This is a genomic window from Diaphorobacter ruginosibacter (assembly GCF_040396215.1).
Classification (GTDB): domain Bacteria; phylum Pseudomonadota; class Gammaproteobacteria; order Burkholderiales; family Burkholderiaceae_C; genus Diaphorobacter_A; species Diaphorobacter_A ruginosibacter_A.
On the sequence record NZ_JBEBOW010000080.1, the window covers coordinates 1 to 17,150 of the forward strand.

The 17,150-nt window shown below is 66.9% G+C and carries 18 protein-coding genes; 9 read left to right on the top strand and 9 right to left on the bottom strand.

What is annotated here, in order from left to right; genetic code table 11:
• Nucleotide 1: 1 nt before the first annotated feature.
• The 4 genes from ABWP92_RS11005 to ABWP92_RS11020 all read right to left on the bottom strand — a co-directional run bounded on the left by ABWP92_RS11005 (nt 2) and on the right by ABWP92_RS11020 (nt 3,596).
• Complete coding sequence (locus ABWP92_RS11005) at nt 2–1,003, bottom strand: tripartite tricarboxylate transporter substrate binding protein (RefSeq protein ID WP_353235421.1); 1,002 nt, start codon at nt 1,001–1,003, stop codon at nt 2–4.
• Nucleotides 1,004–1,066: 63 nt separating this feature from the next.
• Nucleotides 1,067–1,486, bottom strand: coding sequence for a Zn-ribbon domain-containing OB-fold protein (locus tag ABWP92_RS11010; RefSeq protein ID WP_353235422.1), 420 nt, complete (start codon nt 1,484–1,486; stop codon nt 1,067–1,069).
• A gap of 16 nt (nt 1,487–1,502) precedes the next feature.
• Complete coding sequence (locus tag ABWP92_RS11015) at nt 1,503–2,657, bottom strand: thiolase family protein (protein ID WP_353235423.1); 1,155 nt, start codon at nt 2,655–2,657, stop codon at nt 1,503–1,505.
• A gap of 54 nt (nt 2,658–2,711) precedes the next feature.
• The gene (locus tag ABWP92_RS11020) at nt 2,712–3,596 is read right to left on the bottom strand and encodes an IclR family transcriptional regulator (RefSeq protein ID WP_353235424.1); all 885 of its coding nucleotides are present in this window, start codon (nt 3,594–3,596) and stop codon (nt 2,712–2,714) included.
• Nucleotides 3,597–3,901: 305 nt separating this feature from the next.
• On the opposite strand from ABWP92_RS11020, the gene ABWP92_RS11025 reads away from it, so the two are divergent.
• From ABWP92_RS11025 to ABWP92_RS11040, 4 genes are all read left to right on the top strand, one after another.
• Nucleotides 3,902–4,519 (top strand): DUF1439 domain-containing protein, encoded by a 618-nt coding sequence (locus tag ABWP92_RS11025; RefSeq protein ID WP_353235425.1) that lies wholly within the window; start codon nt 3,902–3,904, stop codon nt 4,517–4,519.
• A 130-nt stretch (nt 4,520–4,649) separates the two neighbouring features.
• Nucleotides 4,650–5,687, top strand: coding sequence for an SDR family oxidoreductase (locus ABWP92_RS11030; protein ID WP_353235426.1), 1,038 nt, complete (start codon nt 4,650–4,652; stop codon nt 5,685–5,687).
• 93 nt (nt 5,688–5,780) lie between these two features.
• On the top strand, nt 5,781–6,248 hold the full coding sequence (locus ABWP92_RS11035; RefSeq protein WP_353235427.1) for a GyrI-like domain-containing protein: 468 nt from the start codon (nt 5,781–5,783) through the stop codon (nt 6,246–6,248).
• Nucleotides 6,249–6,387: 139 nt separating this feature from the next.
• Nucleotides 6,388–7,425 carry a pirin family protein gene (locus tag ABWP92_RS11040; protein WP_353235428.1) on the top strand — a complete coding sequence of 346 codons (1,038 nt, stop codon included), beginning with the start codon at nt 6,388–6,390 and terminating at the stop codon, nt 7,423–7,425.
• A gap of 111 nt (nt 7,426–7,536) precedes the next feature.
• Here ABWP92_RS11040 and ABWP92_RS11045 read toward each other — a convergent pair whose 3' ends face one another.
• Complete coding sequence (locus tag ABWP92_RS11045) at nt 7,537–8,436, bottom strand: LysR family transcriptional regulator (RefSeq protein ID WP_353235429.1); 900 nt, start codon at nt 8,434–8,436, stop codon at nt 7,537–7,539.
• Nucleotides 8,437–8,569: 133 nt separating this feature from the next.
• Between ABWP92_RS11045 and ABWP92_RS11050 the strand changes: the two genes are divergently transcribed.
• The 4 genes from ABWP92_RS11050 to ABWP92_RS11065 are packed head-to-tail and all read left to right on the top strand — an operon-like array spanning nt 8,570 to nt 11,885.
• On the top strand, nt 8,570–9,943 hold the full coding sequence (locus ABWP92_RS11050; RefSeq protein WP_353235430.1) for an acyclic terpene utilization AtuA family protein: 1,374 nt from the start codon (nt 8,570–8,572) through the stop codon (nt 9,941–9,943).
• 21 nt (nt 9,944–9,964) lie between these two features.
• Complete coding sequence (locus ABWP92_RS11055) at nt 9,965–10,327, top strand: AtuA-related protein (protein WP_353235431.1); 363 nt, start codon at nt 9,965–9,967, stop codon at nt 10,325–10,327.
• A gap of 48 nt (nt 10,328–10,375) precedes the next feature.
• Nucleotides 10,376–11,374 carry a Bug family tripartite tricarboxylate transporter substrate binding protein gene (locus ABWP92_RS11060; protein ID WP_353235432.1) on the top strand — a complete coding sequence of 333 codons (999 nt, stop codon included), beginning with the start codon at nt 10,376–10,378 and terminating at the stop codon, nt 11,372–11,374.
• A gap of 37 nt (nt 11,375–11,411) precedes the next feature.
• A complete protein-coding gene (locus ABWP92_RS11065) occupies nt 11,412–11,885 on the top strand; it encodes an FKBP-type peptidyl-prolyl cis-trans isomerase (protein ID WP_353235433.1) in 474 nt (157 codons plus the stop codon).
• Between the two features lie 90 nt (nt 11,886–11,975).
• On the opposite strand, the gene ABWP92_RS11070 is transcribed toward ABWP92_RS11065, so the two are convergent.
• Complete coding sequence (locus ABWP92_RS11070) at nt 11,976–12,854, bottom strand: gamma-glutamyl-gamma-aminobutyrate hydrolase family protein (protein WP_353235434.1); 879 nt, start codon at nt 12,852–12,854, stop codon at nt 11,976–11,978.
• A gap of 285 nt (nt 12,855–13,139) precedes the next feature.
• Here ABWP92_RS11070 and ABWP92_RS11075 point away from each other — a divergent pair, with 285 nt between their 5' ends.
• Nucleotides 13,140–13,493: an HPF/RaiA family ribosome-associated protein gene (locus ABWP92_RS11075; RefSeq protein ID WP_353235435.1), complete on the top strand. Its 354-nt coding sequence runs from the start codon at nt 13,140–13,142 to the stop codon at nt 13,491–13,493.
• 112 nt (nt 13,494–13,605) lie between these two features.
• On the opposite strand, the gene ABWP92_RS11080 is transcribed toward ABWP92_RS11075, so the two are convergent.
• The 3 genes from ABWP92_RS11080 to tkt form a co-directional block, all read right to left on the bottom strand.
• Nucleotides 13,606–14,166 (bottom strand): DUF924 family protein, encoded by a 561-nt coding sequence (locus ABWP92_RS11080; RefSeq protein ID WP_353235436.1) that lies wholly within the window; start codon nt 14,164–14,166, stop codon nt 13,606–13,608.
• Nucleotides 14,167–14,302: 136 nt separating this feature from the next.
• Nucleotides 14,303–15,304 carry a type I glyceraldehyde-3-phosphate dehydrogenase gene (gene gap / locus ABWP92_RS11085; RefSeq protein ID WP_353235437.1) on the bottom strand — a complete coding sequence of 334 codons (1,002 nt, stop codon included), beginning with the start codon at nt 15,302–15,304 and terminating at the stop codon, nt 14,303–14,305.
• A 97-nt stretch (nt 15,305–15,401) separates the two neighbouring features.
• Nucleotides 15,402–17,150, bottom strand: a 1,749-nt coding sequence (gene tkt, locus ABWP92_RS11090) for a transketolase (protein WP_353235438.1), incomplete at its 5' end; no start/stop codon positions are given.

Below are 17,150 nucleotides of genomic sequence, written 5' to 3' on the forward strand. Positions count from 1 at the left end.
GTCAGTCCACTTTCGCGCCGGAGGCCTTGACGACCTTGGCCCACTTGTCGACTTCCGCGTTCAGGAAGTGGCCGAAGTCCTGCGGCGAATTCCACTGGGCCGCGAAGCCTTGCGCATCGAAGCGCTGCTTGACATCGGGGCTTTGCAGCACCTTCTTCAGCTCGGTGTTGAGCCGCTCGACGATCTCCCTGGGCGTGCCCGCGGGAGCCAGGATGCCGTTCCAGGCAATGGCCTCGTACCCTGGCAGGCCGGATTCGGCGATGGTCGGAATGTCCGGGGCGCTGGGCGAGCGTTCGCTGCTGGTGACGGCGATGGCCTTGAGCTTGCCGCTCTTCACGAACGGCATGGACGAGAGCATGGTGTCGAACATCAGGTCGGCCTGGCCGCTCATCACGTCCGTGAGCGCGGGCGCGCTTCCCTTGTAGGGGACGTGGTTCATCTTCACGCCGGCCATGGCGCTGAAGAGTTCGGCGGACAGGTGCGTGGATTGGCCGTTGCCCGACGAGGCGAAATTCAGCGCCCCCGGCCTGGACTTGGCCAGCGCGATCAGCTCCTTGACATTGTTGGCGGCCAGCGTGGGCGACGCCACGATCACCAGCGGTCCGCTGGTGAGCTGCGAGATCGGCGCGAAATCCCTGGTGATGGAGTAGTTCAGCTTCGAGAACAGCGACGGATTGATGGCATGCGCCGTGGTGGCGACCACCAGCGTGTAGCCATCGGGCGCGCTGCGTGCCACCTGCTCCGCGCCCAGGTTGGCGCCCGCGCCGGGCTTGTTGTCGATGACGATGGACTGGCCGAGCTGCTCCTGCAGTTTCTGCGCGACCACGCGCGCGACGATGTCGGTCGGGCCGCCCGGCGGATAGGGGACGACGAGCCGGATCGGCTTGTCGGGATAGGCTCCGCTGGCGAAGGCCGTTGGCGTTGCCGTCAGTGCTCCAAGCGCTGCGGCGCAGAGGATGCCGGTTGCGGCGCGGCGTGAAAAAAGCTGCTTTGGATCTGTCATGTTCTGTCTCCTGGGTGTTGTCATGGATGGGGTGGTCGGGCCCTGGGTTCGTCCGGGCTCTTGTTATGCGTCGTCCTGCATCGGTGCGGCCGGCTCGAAGCGGATCAGCGTGCGGCCGTCGTGCTCGAAGAAACGGGCCAGCGCCTTCTGGCCGATCCGCATGCCGGCGCTTGCGTGCCCCATGATGCGCGGGCCTTCGTCCAGTTGTGCGATCACCAGCGTGTAGGGCGCGAGCGCGCGGAATTCGTCGGACGGCGCGCGCGACACCACGGTCGCCGCGCGGATCGTTGCGCCGCCGCTGGCGTCTTCCCATTGCAGTGAATCGCAGGCGCAGCGCTGGCATGCATAGCGCGCCAGCGTCTGGGCGTGACGGCAGCGGGTGCAGCGCTGAAAGCGCAGCACGCCCGTCGCGAGGCCTTCGGTGAAGGGCGCGGCAAGCGGCCGTGCGGCTGCAGCCTTGTCGAGTGGAGTGGCGTGGGTCATATGCAATCCTTGCGCGTCAGGATTCGCGCGTGAGAACAAGGCTCACGTGCGAGGACATCACGCCGCCGTCGGCGTGGATGAAGGCGCGCTGCGGCGTGCGCGCCAGTTGCCGCTCGCCGGCGAGCGCGCTCATCTGCCGCCAGGCCTCCACCACGTGCGCCATGCCGCCGGCAACGCCGCAGTGGCCGTACGAGAGCAGGCCGCCGTGCGTGTTGAGCGGGAGCGCGCCGTCCCGCCCGAAGTCGCCCGCGCGCAGCCGCCCGGCGGCTGCCGCGCGCGGCGCGAAGCCGATTTCCTCGAGCAGCATGACCAGCGTGATGGTGAACGAGTCGTAGATGCCGAGATAGTCGAAATCCTGGATGCGCATTCCCGCTTCCCGCATGGCGGCGCTGGATGCGTCGGAGGCGCCGCAGCGCATGACGTCCTCCATCGCGCTCAGGTGCTGGTGGCGGTGGGCCTGCCCGGCGCCGCGCATCAGCACCCTCGCGTGGGCGCCGGGTTCCGCGGAGACGACGAGGGCCATGGCGCCGTCGGAAATCGGGCAGCAGTCCATGAGGGACAGCGGCGATGCGATCGCCTTGCTTGCCAGCACATCCTGCACGGTGATGGGCGTGCGCAACTGCGCCTGCGGATACGTGATCGCGTGCTGGCGCATGAGCACGGCGAACTCGGCGAGGTCGGCGGACGTCACGCCCGTGCGCTGCATGTACTCCGATGCCATGAGCGCGTAATACGCCGGGACGGATGCGCCGTTGGGCACTTCGAAGTCGGCATCGCCGACCTGGGCCAGCGTCTGGATGGAGCTGTCGCGCGACTGGCCTGTCAGCCGGTTCTCGCCAGCCGCCACCAGCACGTTGCGGCAGCGTCCCGAGCGCACCAGCTCGCGCGCGGCCATCAGCATGGCCGCGCCGCTCGCGCCGCCCAGCTGCATGCTGTGGGCATAGCCGGGCGCGAGGCCGAAGCGCTCGCAGAACAGCGTGGAGAGCATCAGGTGCGGCAGCGTGGTGGCGTAGCCGCAGAGCACGCCGTCGATCTGGGCGCGTTCGATCTGCGCGCTGGCCAGGGCCTGGCTCGCGGCCTGTGCCATGAGGTCGAGCGCGCTGCTGCCTTCATGCTTGCCGAATGCGGTTCCACCTGCTCCGCGGATGAACACCTGCGGCGGTTGCGGCATGCCGTTGTCTCCTTTTGTCATATGTGCGTGGATGGGGCGAGGCGGCGCGGGCGGCTAGGTTTTGCGGCCGCCGGCCGGTTCGCCGGATGTGCGCAGCGAGCCGACGCGATGCGCGGTGCGCGCGCCGGGCCTTGTCGCCTCGGCCCAGCGCACCTGGCATTGCATGGCCTCGCGCATGAGGGCCTGCGCCATGGCGACCTCGCGCGAGAGGATGCGGTCGTTGAGCGCCGCGATGCTGATGGCCGCGACCGGGCGTCCCTGCGGGTCGAGGATGGGCGCGGAGATGCCGCCCATGCGCTCCACCACCACGTCCAGGAGCACCGCATAGCCTTTGGCGCGGGCCTGTTCGATGCGCTCGTGCAGCAGCCCGGCGGTGATGCGCGGATAGCGCTGCAGCTGGCCCAGCAGGATGTCGATGGCCGCCTCGCGTTCGGCCTCGGGCAGCCAGGCGAGAAGGGCGAGGCTTCCGGCGCCCACGCCGAGCGGCCTGCGGCTGCCCACTCGCAAATAGTTGGCGCGAATGGGATAGGTGCCTTCTTCGACGTCGATGCAAAGGGATTCGATGCCGCTGGGAATCGACAGCACGGCGCTGTCCTCGAACTCGCCCACCAGCCGCATGAGGCTGGGCCGCACGATGGGGCGCGGATCGAAGCGCCGCAGCGCGGCAGCGCCGAGCACCATGAGCTCCGGCCCCAGGCTGAACTGCTTGGTCAGCGCATCGCGCATGACAAAGCCGTCGCGCACCATCATCTCCAGAAGGCGAAGCGCGGTGGCCTTGTCCAGGTCGGCCGCGGCCGCGATGTCGGTGAGCCGCGCGTTCGAGCCTTCGGACATCACGCGCAGCACCCGCATGGCGCGCTCGACCGAGGACACGCTCGCGCCGGAGCTGCGCGTCACGATGGACTTCGGTTTGTGCGTGGCTCTGGCGTTGGTTGGCATGGATGTTTCTATGGGTGAAACCCGATACGGAGCTATTGGGCGGGAACGAAAATGTAGAAACCGTTTTGCGCGAATATAGAAATGGAAACAGGCGCGGTCAAAAACTTTTCCGCAAGTTTTGGAGAGTGAAATTTTTGCTGCGATGCGGAAATCATTGGGTGGCAAAGCTCCTGGCAGGCGGTCCGTGTTACATCCGGTGGGCATGGGGCATGTCCGTCGGCGCGACAATGCGGGCTGTGTCCGGTTGGCGGCGCCCCATGTCGCCTCGCATGGGAGCGCCGCTGCAACGTATGAAAGAACGCGCGATGACCACCCTATCCACGGCTGTGACTATCTGCCCGGGCCCGTCCCGCCAGCGCCGGCTGCTGGCGGGCGGCCTGCTGGCCGCCGGGATGTTCCTGGCGGGCTGCGCCGCTTCGCCCGGCGTGCTGGCGCAGCAGGGATACACGATTTCGGCGGAGCGTATCCAGGAGACGGTGGCGCGCAAGTTTCCGCGCAGGTATGGAATGGGCGGCCTCCTGGATCTGGAACTGGCCCATCCGCGGATCGGCCTGCGGCCCGAAAGCAATCAACTCAACGCGGTGATCGCGGTGGTGGCTTCGGGGCCGCTGCTTCAGCCGCGCTCCTACGATGGCGCGCTGGATGTGGATTTCTCGCTGCGCTATGAACCCTCGGACAGGACCCTGCGCGCGACCCATCTGCGCCTGAATGGATTGCGCATGCAGGGCCTGAGCCCGCAGGCCGAGCAGATGCTTCAGCAATATGGCGCGACCCTGGCGCAACGCTCCTTGCAGGAGGTGGTGCTGCATCAGCTGAGCGAGCAGGACCTGGCGCTGACCAACGGCCTGGGCCTGGAGCCGGGGCAGTTCACGGTGACCCGCAAGGGGCTGGTGGTCGAGCTCAGGCCCAGGGCGGCGCCGTAGCCGCCGGCCTTCGCCATGTGACGCTGTCCTACGCCGTGTCGGGGATGGCGCTGTTGCAACCGCATGCGGCGGGGCGCTAAGCTGTGCGGAAATCTTGAGCGCTCGCGGAGCAGAAGGGGCAGTACTTTCCATGAGATCACAGGCACGCCAACAGCATTCGTCGCGAACATCTTCATCGTCGCCCTCTTCGGAGGCCGGGACGCGGCGCCGGCCTCTGGTGGTGGTCGTGGTCGGCGCATCCAGCGGCGTGGGCCATGCCACCGCGGTTGCCTTTGCCCGCCGTGGCGCGCGCCTGGTGCTGGCCGCGCGGAACGCCGATACGCTCGCGCCGGTGGTCACGGAATGCATTGCGGCGGGAAGCTCCGCGCTGGGCATCCCCACGGACGTGACGGATGCCCAGGCGGTCCGCAAACTGGCGGACCGCGCGGTCAGCCACTATGGCGGCATCGATGTGTGGGTGAACGCCGCCGGCGTCGGCGCGCTGGGGCGCTTTGACGGCGTGCCGCTGGAGGCCAGCCGCCGCGTGATCGAATCCAACCTGATGGGTCATCTGCATGGCGCGCATGCGGCCATTCAGCACTTTCGCGCAACGGGCAGGGGACTGCTGGTCAATCTCAATTCCATGGGCGGCTGGGTCGGAACGCCGTTCGCCGCGGCCTACAGCGCCAGCAAGTTCGGCGTGCGCGGGCTCTCCGAGAGCCTGCGCGCGGAGGTGGCCGATCTGCCGCATGTGCATGTGTGCGACGTGGCGCCCACGCTCGTGGATACTCCGGGCCTTGCCAGGGGCGCGAACTACACCGGCAGGCGGTTGCGCGTGCCGCTGCCGGTGCTCGATCCGCGCCGCGTCGCGCAGGCGATCGTGGGCCTGGCCTATTCGGCGCACCCGCGTGCGGTGACGTGGCTGGGTGCGGCCGCGCTGCCAGGCCGCGTGGCCCATGCGGTGTCGCCGACCTTCCTGGGACGCTGCATGAACTGGTTCGGCGTGCGCAGCCTGCGCCATGGCGGACCGGCGCCCGTCAGCGACGGCAATCTTTATGCGCCGTCGGAGGCTGGCAGCATCGACGGCGGCATCCGCCATGCGCGCGCGCAGGCCGCCACCGCGGCGGCCGTGCTGGGCACCGTCGGGCTGGCCCTCGGCTGGTGGCTGGGATCGCGCGGGCGGCGCTGATCTCCAGGGCGGCACGCGCCGCTGTCCTATAGGCTTGCGCGCGGCGGCGTACTACCATCGTGGATGTCTGTTTGACTCAGCCAGGAGCGCATCATGATTGAGCCACCAGAGATCGTCGACCTGCCGCTGCGCCGCGTTACCGCGATGATCGCGCTCAGATGCACGCGCGAGGAAATCCATCTCGCGATGAGCCGGGGCGTGCGCGAGTTGCTCGATGCGGTGCGCGCACAGGGCGCCTCGCCCGTGGCGCCGCTTTTCACGCATCACCTGAGGAGGCCCACCGACAGTTTCGACTTCGAGATCGGCATTCCTCTGGATCACCCGGTCGCCGCCTGTGGGCGCATGGTGCCTTCCGAATGGCCGGTCATGCATGTCGCGCGCACGGTGCACCGGGGCCGCTACGAGGAATTGCCCGATGCATGGAATGCCTTCACGCAGTGGATCGCGGCGCGCGGCCTGGCCATGACGCCGGATCTCTGGGAATGCTACGTCACCGGGCCCGAGCGCGGCCTGGACGCGCGGCTTTGGCGCACCGAGCTGATCCAGCCGCTGACGCATTGAATCCGGCGCTGGTCGCGTGGCTGGAAATCACTGTTCCATCCACGGGACATTGCGGCCCTGGCAATCGCCGCGCCCTGCCTCCATATAGTCATCTCGACTCCCGGCGCGTCCTGCGGCGGGAGCAACAGGAGCACGATCCATGAGCCATCCCGTCATCAACAAGCAACCCCTCGGCCGCCTGTGGCCGACGCTGGACCCGTTTCTCTTTTGCGCCCACCATCTCGACGCCTATCCCGCCAGCAACGGCGAGCTGGGCGTGCAGGCGGTGGAGCTGGAGCACCGCGAGACCGGCAGCGACTTCAGCGGCAAGGACGGCTTCAACATGTACCACGGCGAGGTCGTCCCGGGCTTTCCCGGCCATCCGCATCGTGGCTTCGAGACGGTGACGCTGGTGCGCCAGGGGCTGATCGACCATGCCGACTCGCTGGGCGCGGCGGCGCGCTTCGGCCATGGCGATGTGCAGTGGCTCACCGCCGGCAAGGGCATCATGCACTCGGAGATGTTCCCGCTGGTGAACCGGGACAGCCCCAATCCGCTGGAGCTGTTCCAGATCTGGCTGAACCTGCCCGCCGCCAGCAAGATGGTGGAGCCGCACTTCACCATGTTCTGGAATGAACGCATTCCGCGCTTCTCGCAGGCCGGCGCCGACGGCAGGCGCGCCGAAGTGGCCGTGATCGCGGGAGCGCTTCCCGGCGCAAACCGGCCGCTGCCGCCGCCGCCCGAGTCGTGGGCTGCCGATCCCGCGCACGACGTGGCGATCTGGACGCTCACGCTCGAGCCGGGCGCGCGCTGGACGATGCCCGCCGCGAGCAACGCCGGAGCGCGGCGCATGTTTTATTGGTTCGTGGGCGACGGCCTGCGGCTCGATGCGCAGGCACTGGACGGACATGCCGCCTACGAGCTGGCAGTGCTGCAGCCCGTGGAGGTCGTCAACACCGGCAGCGACGTGGCCGAGTGCCTGGTGCTGCAGGGACTGCCGGTGGGCGAGCGCGTGGCGCAGTACGGTCCGTTCGTGATGAACACCGAGCAGGAAATCATGCAGGCCATGCAGGACTTTCGCCGCACGCGTTTCGGCGGCTGGCCGTGGAAGGAAAACGACCCGGTGCATGGCGAGCAGCCCCGCCGGTTCGCGCGGCATCCCGGCGCCGCCGAGGAAGAGACGCCGCCGCTGGACTGAGCGGCCCGCGGCCCTGAACCGCGGACATGGGCAAACAAGGGGCGGGCGCCGCGAGATGGCGCCCGCCCCTTGCCTTGTTTGCTTTTTCGCTCGCGATGCATCGGCGGGCGTTCAGACGTCCGGCCCGGCCAGTTGCTCCGCCAGGAAATCCACCACCGCCCGCACGCGCGGCGCCAGCGAGCGGCCGCCCGGATATAGCAGATAGAAGCGGTCCTCCTCGGAATGGCGCTGGAATGCCGAGAGCAGCGGCACGAGCCGCCCGGCCCGCAGGTCGCCGGTGATGTTGAAGTGCGCGAGCCGCACCACGCCCAGCCCCTGCAGGGCCAGCGTGCGCAGCAGCTCGCCCTGGTTGGCGCCGATATGGCGGGGAATGTCCACGGTCCTGACGTCCCCTTCGTCCTGAAAGGTCCAGCTGTTCCATTGCGTGCGGATGGTGAAGTTCAGGCAGCGGTGGCGCAGCAAGTCACGCGGATGGGCGGGCGCGCCGAAGCGCTCCAGGTAGGACGGCGCGGCGGCGATCACCCAGGGGCGCAGCATCAGCGGGCGGCCCACCAGGGTGAGCTCGGTCGGGCGTCCGCTGTGGATCGCCACATCCAGCCCCTGCCGGATGAAGTCGGCGCGCTCGGTGCCGAGCACGAAATCCAGGCGCAGCCGGGGGTGCCTGTCCAGCAAGGCCGGCAGGCGCGGCGCGATGAGGTATTTGGCCGTGGTGAGGGCCGTGTGGATGCGCACCAGGCCCGAGATGTCGGCATCGCGCAGATGCACGGCGTCCTCGGCGTCCACCATGGCCTGCACCACGCGCGCACCGGCAGCGCGAAAGCGCTCGCCTTCCTGCGTGAGGCGGATGGTGCCGGCGATGCGCTCGAATAGGCGCACGTTCAGCCGCTGCTCCAGCCGGGCGATCAGCTTGCTCACGGCGGATGGCGTCATCTCCTGCTTGCGCGCGGCGGCGGAAAAACTGCCTTCGTCCGCGACGCTCAGGAAGACCGAGATTTCTGCATATTTGTCCATGAAGCCCTGACGAATCGGTATGCGTGGCTCCAAGGGTAGCTGTGAATTGGATTCATAGCCAGTGATCCCCAGAATGCATTGTTCAACAAAGCATGGCTGTTCAGAATGAATCCATTCAAAGGAGACAACGCTGATGAGTGACGCTGCAAACGACAGGAAGCGGCTGCGCATTGGTTCGGGCGCCGCCTGGTGGGGCGATCGCGTGGAACCTGCGGGCCTGAACGCCGAGAAGGGCGATCTGGACTATCTATGCTTCGAGACCATGGCCGAGGCCACGGTCTCGGCGGCGCAGGTGCGCGCGCGCCGCGATCCCGGCTTTGCCGGCTACGACACCTATCTCGACGACCGCATGCGCGCCGTGCTGCCCGCCTGTATGCGGCGCGGCACCAGGATCATCTCGAACCAGGGCTGGATCAACCCGCAGGGCGCGGCGCGGCGCATCGTCGAGCTGCTGCGCGAGATGGGCATCGAAGGCGTGAAGGTGGCCGCCGTCAGCGGCAGCATGATCACCGATCGCGTGCTGTCGCTGGCCCCGTCCATCATGGAGAACGGGGAGCCGACGTCCACGCTCGCGGATACGCTGATTTCCGCCGAGGCGTACATGGGCGCGGAGCCCATCGTGCAGGCGCTCAGGGAGGGCGCGCAGATCGTGGTGACGGGCCGTGTGGCCGATCCGTCCCTGTTTGTCGCGCCCATGATGCATGAGTTCGGCTGGGACGCGCTCGACCATGAAAAGGTGGGCGCGGGCAGCGGCATCGGCCACCTGATGGAATGCGGCGCGCAGGTGACCGGCGGCTATTTTTCCGATCCCGGTTTGAAGGACGTGCCCGATCCGTGGAATTTCGCGTTTCCGATTGCCGAGGTCGAACCCGACGGCAGCGTCGTGATCTCCAAGGTCGATGGCTCGGGCGGCGCCATCACGCTGCAGACCGTCAAGGAGCAGATGCTCTACGAAGTGCATGATCCCGCCAACTACATCACGCCCGATGCCGTCGTGGATTTCACCCAGGCCAGGCTGGAGCAGGTCGGCAAGGATCGCGTGCGTGTCACCGGGCTGACCGGCAAGCAGCGCACGCCCACGCTGAAGGTCTCCATGGGCTGCACCGAAGGCTTCATAGGCGAGGACATGTTCTTCTACGCGGGGCCCGGCGCGCTGCGGCGCGCGCAGCTGGCCAGGAAGATACTGGAGGAGCGCTTCAAGATCGTGAATCTCGAGGCCGAGGACATGCGCGTGGATTTTCTGGGGCTCAACGCGATCCATGGAGCGGCCACGCCGCCCGATGCGCCCGAGCCCTATGAGGTGGCGGTGCGGGTGGCCGCGCGCACCAGAACGCGCGAGGAAGCGCTCAAGGTGGGGCGCGAAGTCGATGGCATGGCCGTCTCGGGCGTGGCGCACACCGGCAAGCGGGTGCCGCACCAGGACCGCACACGCGAGGTGATCGGCGTGTGGTCGTCGCTGGTCGCGCGCGAGCAGGTCCATCCGCGGATCGACTACTTCACAAGCTGAGTCCACGAGGAGCGAACAAGCATGTCATACAGGAAAGTGCTGCTGGAACAGGTAGCCCACACGCGTTCGGGCGACAAGGGCAATACGTCGAACATCGCGGTATTCGCATACGAGCCGGAGCTGTATCCGCTGCTCAAGGAACAGCTCACGGCCGAGCGCTTCAAGGCCTTTCATCGCGCCGCCATCACGGGCGACGTGCTGCGCTATGAGGTGGACAACATCCACGCGTTGAACTTCGTGGCGCATGGCGCGCTCGGCGGCGGCGTATCGCGCAGCCTGTCGCTGGACAACTACGGCAAGGCGCTGTCGGCCGCCATCCTGGGCTTCGGCATCGAGGTGCCGGATGCGCTGGCGCACTTGCTGAGAACGCGCCAGCCCGCGTGAACGGGCTCGAAGAACGTTCTTGGCGACATTCAAAAAAGGAGACAGACGATGACAGCAAAGACCACCACCACGGCCAGGCGCACGCTGCTGCGTGCCGGCACGGCGCTGTGCCTCGCGGCGGGTTGCGCCGCCACATGGGCGCAGGCCGCCTATCCGGGCAAGCCCGTGCGCATCATCGTGCCGTACCCGGCGGGCGGCACCACGGACATCATCGCGCGCATTGCAGCGAACCAATTGACCGAGCGGCTCAAGCAGTCGTTCATCGTGGAGAACAAGGCCGGGGCGAGCGGGGCGATCGGCTCGCTGGCCGTGGCGCAGGCGGCCCCCGATGGCTACACGCTGGTGATGGCGACGGCCAGCTCGCACGGCATCAACTCGGCGCTGCAAAAGAACCTGCCCTACGACGCGGTGAAGGATTTCGCGCCGATCACCGTGGTGGCCAACACGCCCAACATCATCATCGCCAATCCCGGTGTGCCGGTGAAGAACCTCAAGGAACTGATCGCGCTGGCGAAGTCCGAGCCGGGCAAGCTCAATTTCGGTTCGACCAGCGCGGGCGGCTCGCCGCACATGAGCGCCGAACTGCTCAAGATGATGGCCGGCATCGACATGACGCATGTGCCGTACAAGGGCGCCGCGCCCATGCTCACCGACCTGATCGGCGGGCAGGTGCAGATCGGCTTCGACAACCTGCCGTCGAGCATCGGCTTCGTGAAAAGCGGCAAGGTGCGCGCGCTGGCGGTGACCACGGCCAGGCGCTGGCCGGGCGCGCCCGACATTCCCACGGTGGCTGAAAGCGGTGTGCCGGGCTATGAGGTGTCCGGCTGGTTCGGCCTGCTGGCTCCCGCGGGAACGCCCAGGGAGATCCTGGACAAGATCCAGTCCACCATCGCCGAAGCCGTGAAATCGCCGGACGTGGCCAAGCAGCTCAACGACCTGGGCGCGGAGCCGGTGGCCAACAAGCCGGACGTTTTCGCGCAGGAAATCAGGGACGATGTGGAGAAGTGGCGCAAGGTGGTCCAGACCACGGGCGTGAAGCTGGACTGATGCCCGCGCGTGATGCGGCAATCGTAGAATCACGCCCATGAACATCACCAAAGACACAGCGGTCACGCTGCACTACAGGATCACGGAGCCCGCCACCGGCAAGCTGCTGGATTCGGGCGACGTGGCCTATCTGCATGGCGGATACGAGAACATCTTCCCCAAGGTCGAGGCCGCCATGGAGGGGCAGGCCGCGGGGTTTTCCGCCGCCGTCGATCTGGCGGTCGCCGATGCTTTCGGCGAGCGCGACGAGAGCCTGGTGCGCGTGATCCCCAAGAGCGAATTCCCGCCCGGGGTGAAGGTCGGAGGCCAGTTGCAGGGGCCCTCCAGCGACGGCCACATGATGGTTTTCAACGTCGTGAAGATCAAGGGCCCCGAAGTGCATCTGGACGGCAACCATCCGCTGGCCGGCAAGGCGCTGCGCTTTGCCGCCAAGGTGACGGAAGTGCGCGCCGCCACGCCGGAAGAGATTTCGCACAGGCACGTGCACGGCGGACACGGCCATCATCATTGATTCCATCCGTGAGACCCCATTGAACAAGCCGGAGCATGCCAGCCGCATGCTCCGGCTTTTTTCATGCCGACTCGGTCAGCGCGGGCTTTCTCAGCGCTGGCGCAGCAGGGCGCGCCTGAGCAGGCGCGATGCGCGGTCGCGGATCTGGAACGGGCTGTGGCCGGGCAGCGGCTGCGCCTTGGCGCGCCGGCAGGCCTGCAGGAAGTCGTCCAGGATCGGACGCGCGTCGAGAATGCTGCCATCGTGGGCGCGGAACTCCGGGTGCCACTGCGTCGCGGCGATGTAGCCGCGCCCTTGCATGGCGTGGCGGCGGATGGCCTCGGGCACGGCGTCGGGATAGCTCCATGCCTCGATGCCGAAACCGGGGGCGATCTGCTTGATGCCCTGATGGTGGATGCTGTTGACCCTGGCCTGCGCGATCCCCGGATACAGCCGCGCGAGCCGCGTATGGGGCACGATCTCGATATCGTGGAAATGCTGGTCGTAGGTGACCGGGTCGCGGTGCCGCTGCGCGCCGGGATGCTGGGTCTCGATATCCTGGTACAGCGTTCCGCCGAACGCCACGTTGATGAGCTGCAGCCCCCGGCACACACCGAAGATCGGCTTGCCCGCCTGCTCGAAGGCTTCCACCACGGCAAGGTCGTAGAGGTCGCGCACGCGGTCGCCGAGCCAGGCATCCTTGAGCGGTTCCTCGCCGTAGCTGCCGGGCCAGACGTCCGCGCCGCCATGCATCACCACGCCGTCCAGCCACCCGGCGTAGTGGTTGAGCGTCACGTCGCCGAGAGCCGTCTCGCCGGTCGGGCAAGGCACCATCACCACCATCGCGCCGGCCGACATGATCCAGTGGGCGATGGTCTGCTCCACATATTGCAGGGTCTTGTTGGTGAACATCGGGCGGCCGGGATCGGCATGCGAAAAGCAGGCCGACAAGCCGATCTTCAGGCGCTGGGCGGAACTGGCAGAAGTCATTGATAGCCGATCTTTACGATATGCGGCGCGGCGCCGCCGCGCAGGCGCACGCGTTGTCCATCTTCTTTCCCTCTTTGTAACACGGCCTGCGCATGGTATGGGCCGGACATGGTTTTCTTCCCGCCCGGGCCGTGTAGGCCGCCGCCCCCAATACGCGTCGGTAGGGAAAGCGAGAGTTGATTCGATATCAAGTTGATTCGCGTCAAGCGCTATGCTGTAGATGCTGGCAAGATGCAGCTAGTCCAATGAACTATTGGATTGTTAATTTCGATACAGGAGAAGTTGATGCAAGTGCAAGTCCACACCAATGACAAGATCCAGGGCGGCGAATCCCTGGCGCAGTGGGTGCAGCAGGAAGTTGCCACCCGCCTCGCACGTTTCAAGGAAAGCATTACGCGCGTCGAGGTTTACTTCTCCGATTCGGACGGCGCCGCCAAGGCGGGCGCGCAGGACAAGCGCTGCGTGATCGAGGCGCGCCCCGCCGGCCGCCAGCCGGTGGCCGCGAATGCGGAAGCACCCAAGGTGGCCGAGGCGCTCACCGCGGCGCTGGAGAAGCTGATGCGCGGACTGGAAGCCGATCAGGGCAAGGCCCGCGACAAGAACAACCGCGAATCCATCCGCGACGCGGAACAGCCCTGAATTCCCGATACTTTCCGGATGAGCAACGCCCGGCGGCCCAACGCCCCGGGCGTTTTCTTTTCTTCTCTTTTCTTTTTTGGCTTTTCGGGCCTGGAGCGCGCCGGATCGGGCGTCAAAAAGAGCTGCCGGAGGTCTTGAGAAACGCTTCCTCTTCGGCGGTGCTCTGCCTGGCGAGGATTGCGTTGCGGTGCGGATACCTCCCGAACCGCTCCACGATGGCGCGGTGGCGCAGTGCGAAGTCGAGATTCCCGGGGTTGCCCAGGGCGGTGAACCGGCGGACCGATTCTTCCTGCACCACGATGGACTCGCTGTGCATCAGCGGCATGTAGGCAAACGCGCGCTGCGCCTGCGTGAGGCCCGCGTCCAGCCCGAGGGCAATGACTTCCTGCGCGAGCACCAGGGCCATGCCGTCCTGAGCGAAGGAGCGGGGAGTGCCGCGCCAGACATTGCGCGAGAACTGGTCGAGCACGATGATCTCCGCGAGCCGGCCCAGTGCGTCGCCGCGCCAGCGCCAGCACTCGCCGCGCGCGGCCTGCTCCAGAACCTGCCCGAAGCGCTCGCCGATGGCGAGGTCGAATGCGTCGTCCTTGGCGAACCATTGCTCCGGGGTGGATTCCTCGAACCAGAACCGGATCACGGACCGGGCCGTTGCGTCATGGGCTTGTGGGGTCATGAGGCAAATGTAGCCTGCCCAGACGCCAAATGAAAGACTGGCCGCCGCCATGGCCGATGGCGCCGCTTGACGCGGCGAACGTAAAAAAAGCGCCCGGAGGCGCTTTTCCCAATGCTGGCAATGAACGAGTGCCGGCTTACTTGCCAGCCATCACGCGAACCATTTCCAGGCACTTGTTGGAGTAGCCCCATTCGTTGTCGTACCAGGAGACGACCTTCACGAAAGTGCCGTCCAGGGCGATGCCCGCGTCGGCGTCGAAGATCGAGGTGCGGGTATCGCCGCGGAAGTCGGTGGCGACGACCTTGTCTTCGGTGTAGCCGAGCACGCCCTTGAGCGCGCCTTCGGACTGGGCCTTCATCTCGGCCTTGATTTCCTCGTAGGTCGCTGCCTTGTCGAGTTCCACGGTCAGGTCGACCACGGATACGTCGGAGGTCGGCACGCGGAAGGACATGCCGGTCAGTTTCTTGTTGAGTTCGGGGATCACCACGCCCACGGCCTTGGCTGCGCCGGTGCTGGAGGGGATGATGTTTTCCAGAATGCCGCGGCCGCCGCGCCAGTCCTTGTTGGACGGGCCGTCAACCGTCTTTTGCGTGGCGGTCGCTGCGTGCACGGTGGTCATCAGGCCGCGCTTGATGCCCCACTTGTCGTTGAGCACCTTGGCAACGGGTGCCAGGCAGTTGGTGGTGCACGAGGCGTTGGAGATGATGGCCTGGCCGGCGTAGGTCTTGTGGTTCACGCCGTAGACGAACATGGGGGTGTCGTCCTTGGAAGGGGCCGACATCAGCACCTTCTTCGCGCCGGCGGCGATGTGCTTTTCGGCGGCGGCCTTGTCCAGGAACAGGCCGGTGGATTCGATCACGATGTCGGCGCCGACTTCGTTCCACTTCAGGTTGGCGGGGTCGCGCTCCTGGGTCAGGCGGATCTTCTTGCCGTTCACGATCAGCGTGTTGCCCTCGACCTTCACGTCGCCCTTGAAGCGGCCGTGCACGGAGTCATAGCTCAGCATGTAGGCCAGATAGTCGGGCTCCAGCAGGTCGTTGATGCCAACGACTTCGATGTCGGAGAAATTCTGCACTGCCGAGCGCAGCACGTTGCGGCCGATGCGGCCGAAGCCATTGATACCAATCTTGATCGTCATAGTCTTGCCCCTGAAATAAAGTCAAAAAAACCGGAAATCGACAGGGCCGGGCAGGCGGATGAAAGGATCCGTCCGCCTGCGGCGCCTGAAACCTGGATCAACGCGCGCGCTGCAGCGCGGCCTGCACCGTTTCCGCCACGTTCTCGGGTGTGAAGCCGAAGTGCTTGAACAGCACGGGAGCCGGAGCCGACTCGCCAAAGGTGTCGATGCCGACGACGGCGGCGCAGCCGTACTTCCACCAGAAGTCGGTCACGCCCATCTCGACGGCGATACGCGGCAGGCCCTCGGGCAGCACGAGCTTCTTGTAGCGGGCTTCCTCGCGGTCGAAGGTGGTGGTGCTGGGCATGGAGACCACGCGCACCGGGATCTTCTTGTCGGCCAGCAGCTTTTGCGCGGCCACGGCCAGGTGCACCTCGGAGCCGGTGGCGATGATCACGGCCTTGGCCTTCCTGTTCAGCCCCACGTCCGCGGGCTCGCAGAGCACGTAGGCGCCGCGCGAGATGTCGCCCAGATCGTTCTTGGCGAGGTAGGGCAGGTTCTGGCGCGACAGCAGCAGTGCGGTGGGCTTGTTGCGGTTGGACAGCGCCACGCTCCACGCCACGGCGGTTTCCGCGGTGTCGGCGGGACGCCAGACGTCCAGGCCCGGGATCAGGCGCAGGCTGGCGGCGTGCTCGATGGACTGGTGCGTCGGGCCGTCTTCGCCCAGGCCGATGGAGTCGTGCGTGAACACGTGGATCACGCGCTGCTTCATCAGCGAGGCCATGCGGATGGCGTTGCGGCTGTAGTCGCTGAACGTGAGGAATGTGCCGCCGTAGGGGATGAAGCCGCCGTGCAGCGCGATGCCGTTCATCACCGCGGCCATGCCGAACTCGCGCACGCCGTAGTTGATGTGGCGGCCGCCGGCCCGGACGGTCTTCTCGCCGAGCTGCACTTCGACCTGGACCACGTTGCCCTGCTCGTCGAAACGCAGCGCGGGCGTGCTCTTGGTGTTGGTGAGGTTGGAGCCGGTGAGGTCGGCGCTGCCGCCGAGCAGCTCGGGCAGGCGGGCGGTGAAGGTTTCCAGCGCGAGCTGGCTGGCCTTGCGGCTGGCGACGGTCTCGGCCTTGGTGTGGGCGGCGATCACCGTGTCCACGGCGGTCTGCGCGAAGTGGCGCGGCAGGTCGCCGGCCATGCGGCGCGTGAATTCGGCCGCCAGTTCGGGGAAGGCCGCGGCATAGGCGTCGAAGCGTTCCTGCCATGCGGCTTCGGCGGCTTTGCCGGCTTCCTTGGCGTCCCAGTCGGCATAGACTTCGGCCGGGATCTCGAACGGAGCGCTGCTCCAGCCGATGGCGTTGCGCGTGAGCGTGATTTCGTCGGCGCCGAGCGGCTCGCCGTGGGCCTTGGAGGTGTTGGCGCGGTTGGGCGAGCCCTTGCCGATGCTGGTCTTGCAGACGATCATCGTCGGCTTGTCGGAGCCCGCCTTGGCGCTGGCGATGGCCGCGTCGATGGCGTCGGCGTCATGGCCGTCCACCGGGCCGATCACGTTCCAGCCGCATGCGCGCATGCGCTCGGGCGTGTTGTCGATGAACCAGGGGGCGACCTGCCCGTCGATGCTGATTCCGTTGTCGTCGTACAGCGCGATCAGCTTGTTGAGCTTCCAGGCGCCGGCCAGCGAGATCGCTTCCTGGCTGATGCCCTCCATCAGGCAGCCGTCGCCGAGGAACACATAGGTGTTGTGATCGACGACCTGGTGGCCTTCGCGGTTGAATTCCGCGGCCAGCAGCTTCTCGGCCAGCGCGAAGCCCACGGCGTTGGTGATGCCCTGGCCCAGCGGGCCGGTGGTGGTTTCCACGCCGGGGGTGATGCC

Bases quoted from the DNA above. Each gene is read 5' to 3' on its own strand.
- ABWP92_RS11015 (WP_353235423.1), bottom strand. From the start codon at position 2,657: ATGCCGCAACCGCCGCAGGTGTTCATCCGCGGAGCAGGTGGAACCGCA.
- ABWP92_RS11065 (WP_353235433.1), top strand. From the start codon at position 11,412: ATGAACATCACCAAAGACACAGCGGTCACGCTGCACTACAGGATCACG.
- ABWP92_RS11045 (WP_353235429.1), bottom strand. From the start codon at position 8,436: ATGGACAAATATGCAGAAATCTCGGTCTTCCTGAGCGTCGCGGACGAA.
- ABWP92_RS11025 (WP_353235425.1), top strand. From the start codon at position 3,902: ATGACCACCCTATCCACGGCTGTGACTATCTGCCCGGGCCCGTCCCGC.
- gap (WP_353235437.1), bottom strand. From the start codon at position 15,304: ATGACGATCAAGATTGGTATCAATGGCTTCGGCCGCATCGGCCGCAAC.
- ABWP92_RS11010 (WP_353235422.1), bottom strand. From the start codon at position 1,486: ATGACCCACGCCACTCCACTCGACAAGGCTGCAGCCGCACGGCCGCTT.
- ABWP92_RS11060 (WP_353235432.1), top strand. From the start codon at position 10,376: ATGACAGCAAAGACCACCACCACGGCCAGGCGCACGCTGCTGCGTGCC.
- ABWP92_RS11005 (WP_353235421.1), bottom strand. From the start codon at position 1,003: ATGACAGATCCAAAGCAGCTTTTTTCACGCCGCGCCGCAACCGGCATC.
- ABWP92_RS11030 (WP_353235426.1), top strand. From the start codon at position 4,650: ATGAGATCACAGGCACGCCAACAGCATTCGTCGCGAACATCTTCATCG.
- ABWP92_RS11040 (WP_353235428.1), top strand. From the start codon at position 6,388: ATGAGCCATCCCGTCATCAACAAGCAACCCCTCGGCCGCCTGTGGCCG.
- ABWP92_RS11080 (WP_353235436.1), bottom strand. From the start codon at position 14,166: ATGACCCCACAAGCCCATGACGCAACGGCCCGGTCCGTGATCCGGTTC.
- ABWP92_RS11055 (WP_353235431.1), top strand. From the start codon at position 9,965: ATGTCATACAGGAAAGTGCTGCTGGAACAGGTAGCCCACACGCGTTCG.
- ABWP92_RS11070 (WP_353235434.1), bottom strand. From the start codon at position 12,854: ATGACTTCTGCCAGTTCCGCCCAGCGCCTGAAGATCGGCTTGTCGGCC.
- ABWP92_RS11075 (WP_353235435.1), top strand. From the start codon at position 13,140: ATGCAAGTGCAAGTCCACACCAATGACAAGATCCAGGGCGGCGAATCC.
- ABWP92_RS11020 (WP_353235424.1), bottom strand. From the start codon at position 3,596: ATGCCAACCAACGCCAGAGCCACGCACAAACCGAAGTCCATCGTGACG.
- ABWP92_RS11050 (WP_353235430.1), top strand. From the start codon at position 8,570: ATGAGTGACGCTGCAAACGACAGGAAGCGGCTGCGCATTGGTTCGGGC.
- ABWP92_RS11035 (WP_353235427.1), top strand. From the start codon at position 5,781: ATGATTGAGCCACCAGAGATCGTCGACCTGCCGCTGCGCCGCGTTACC.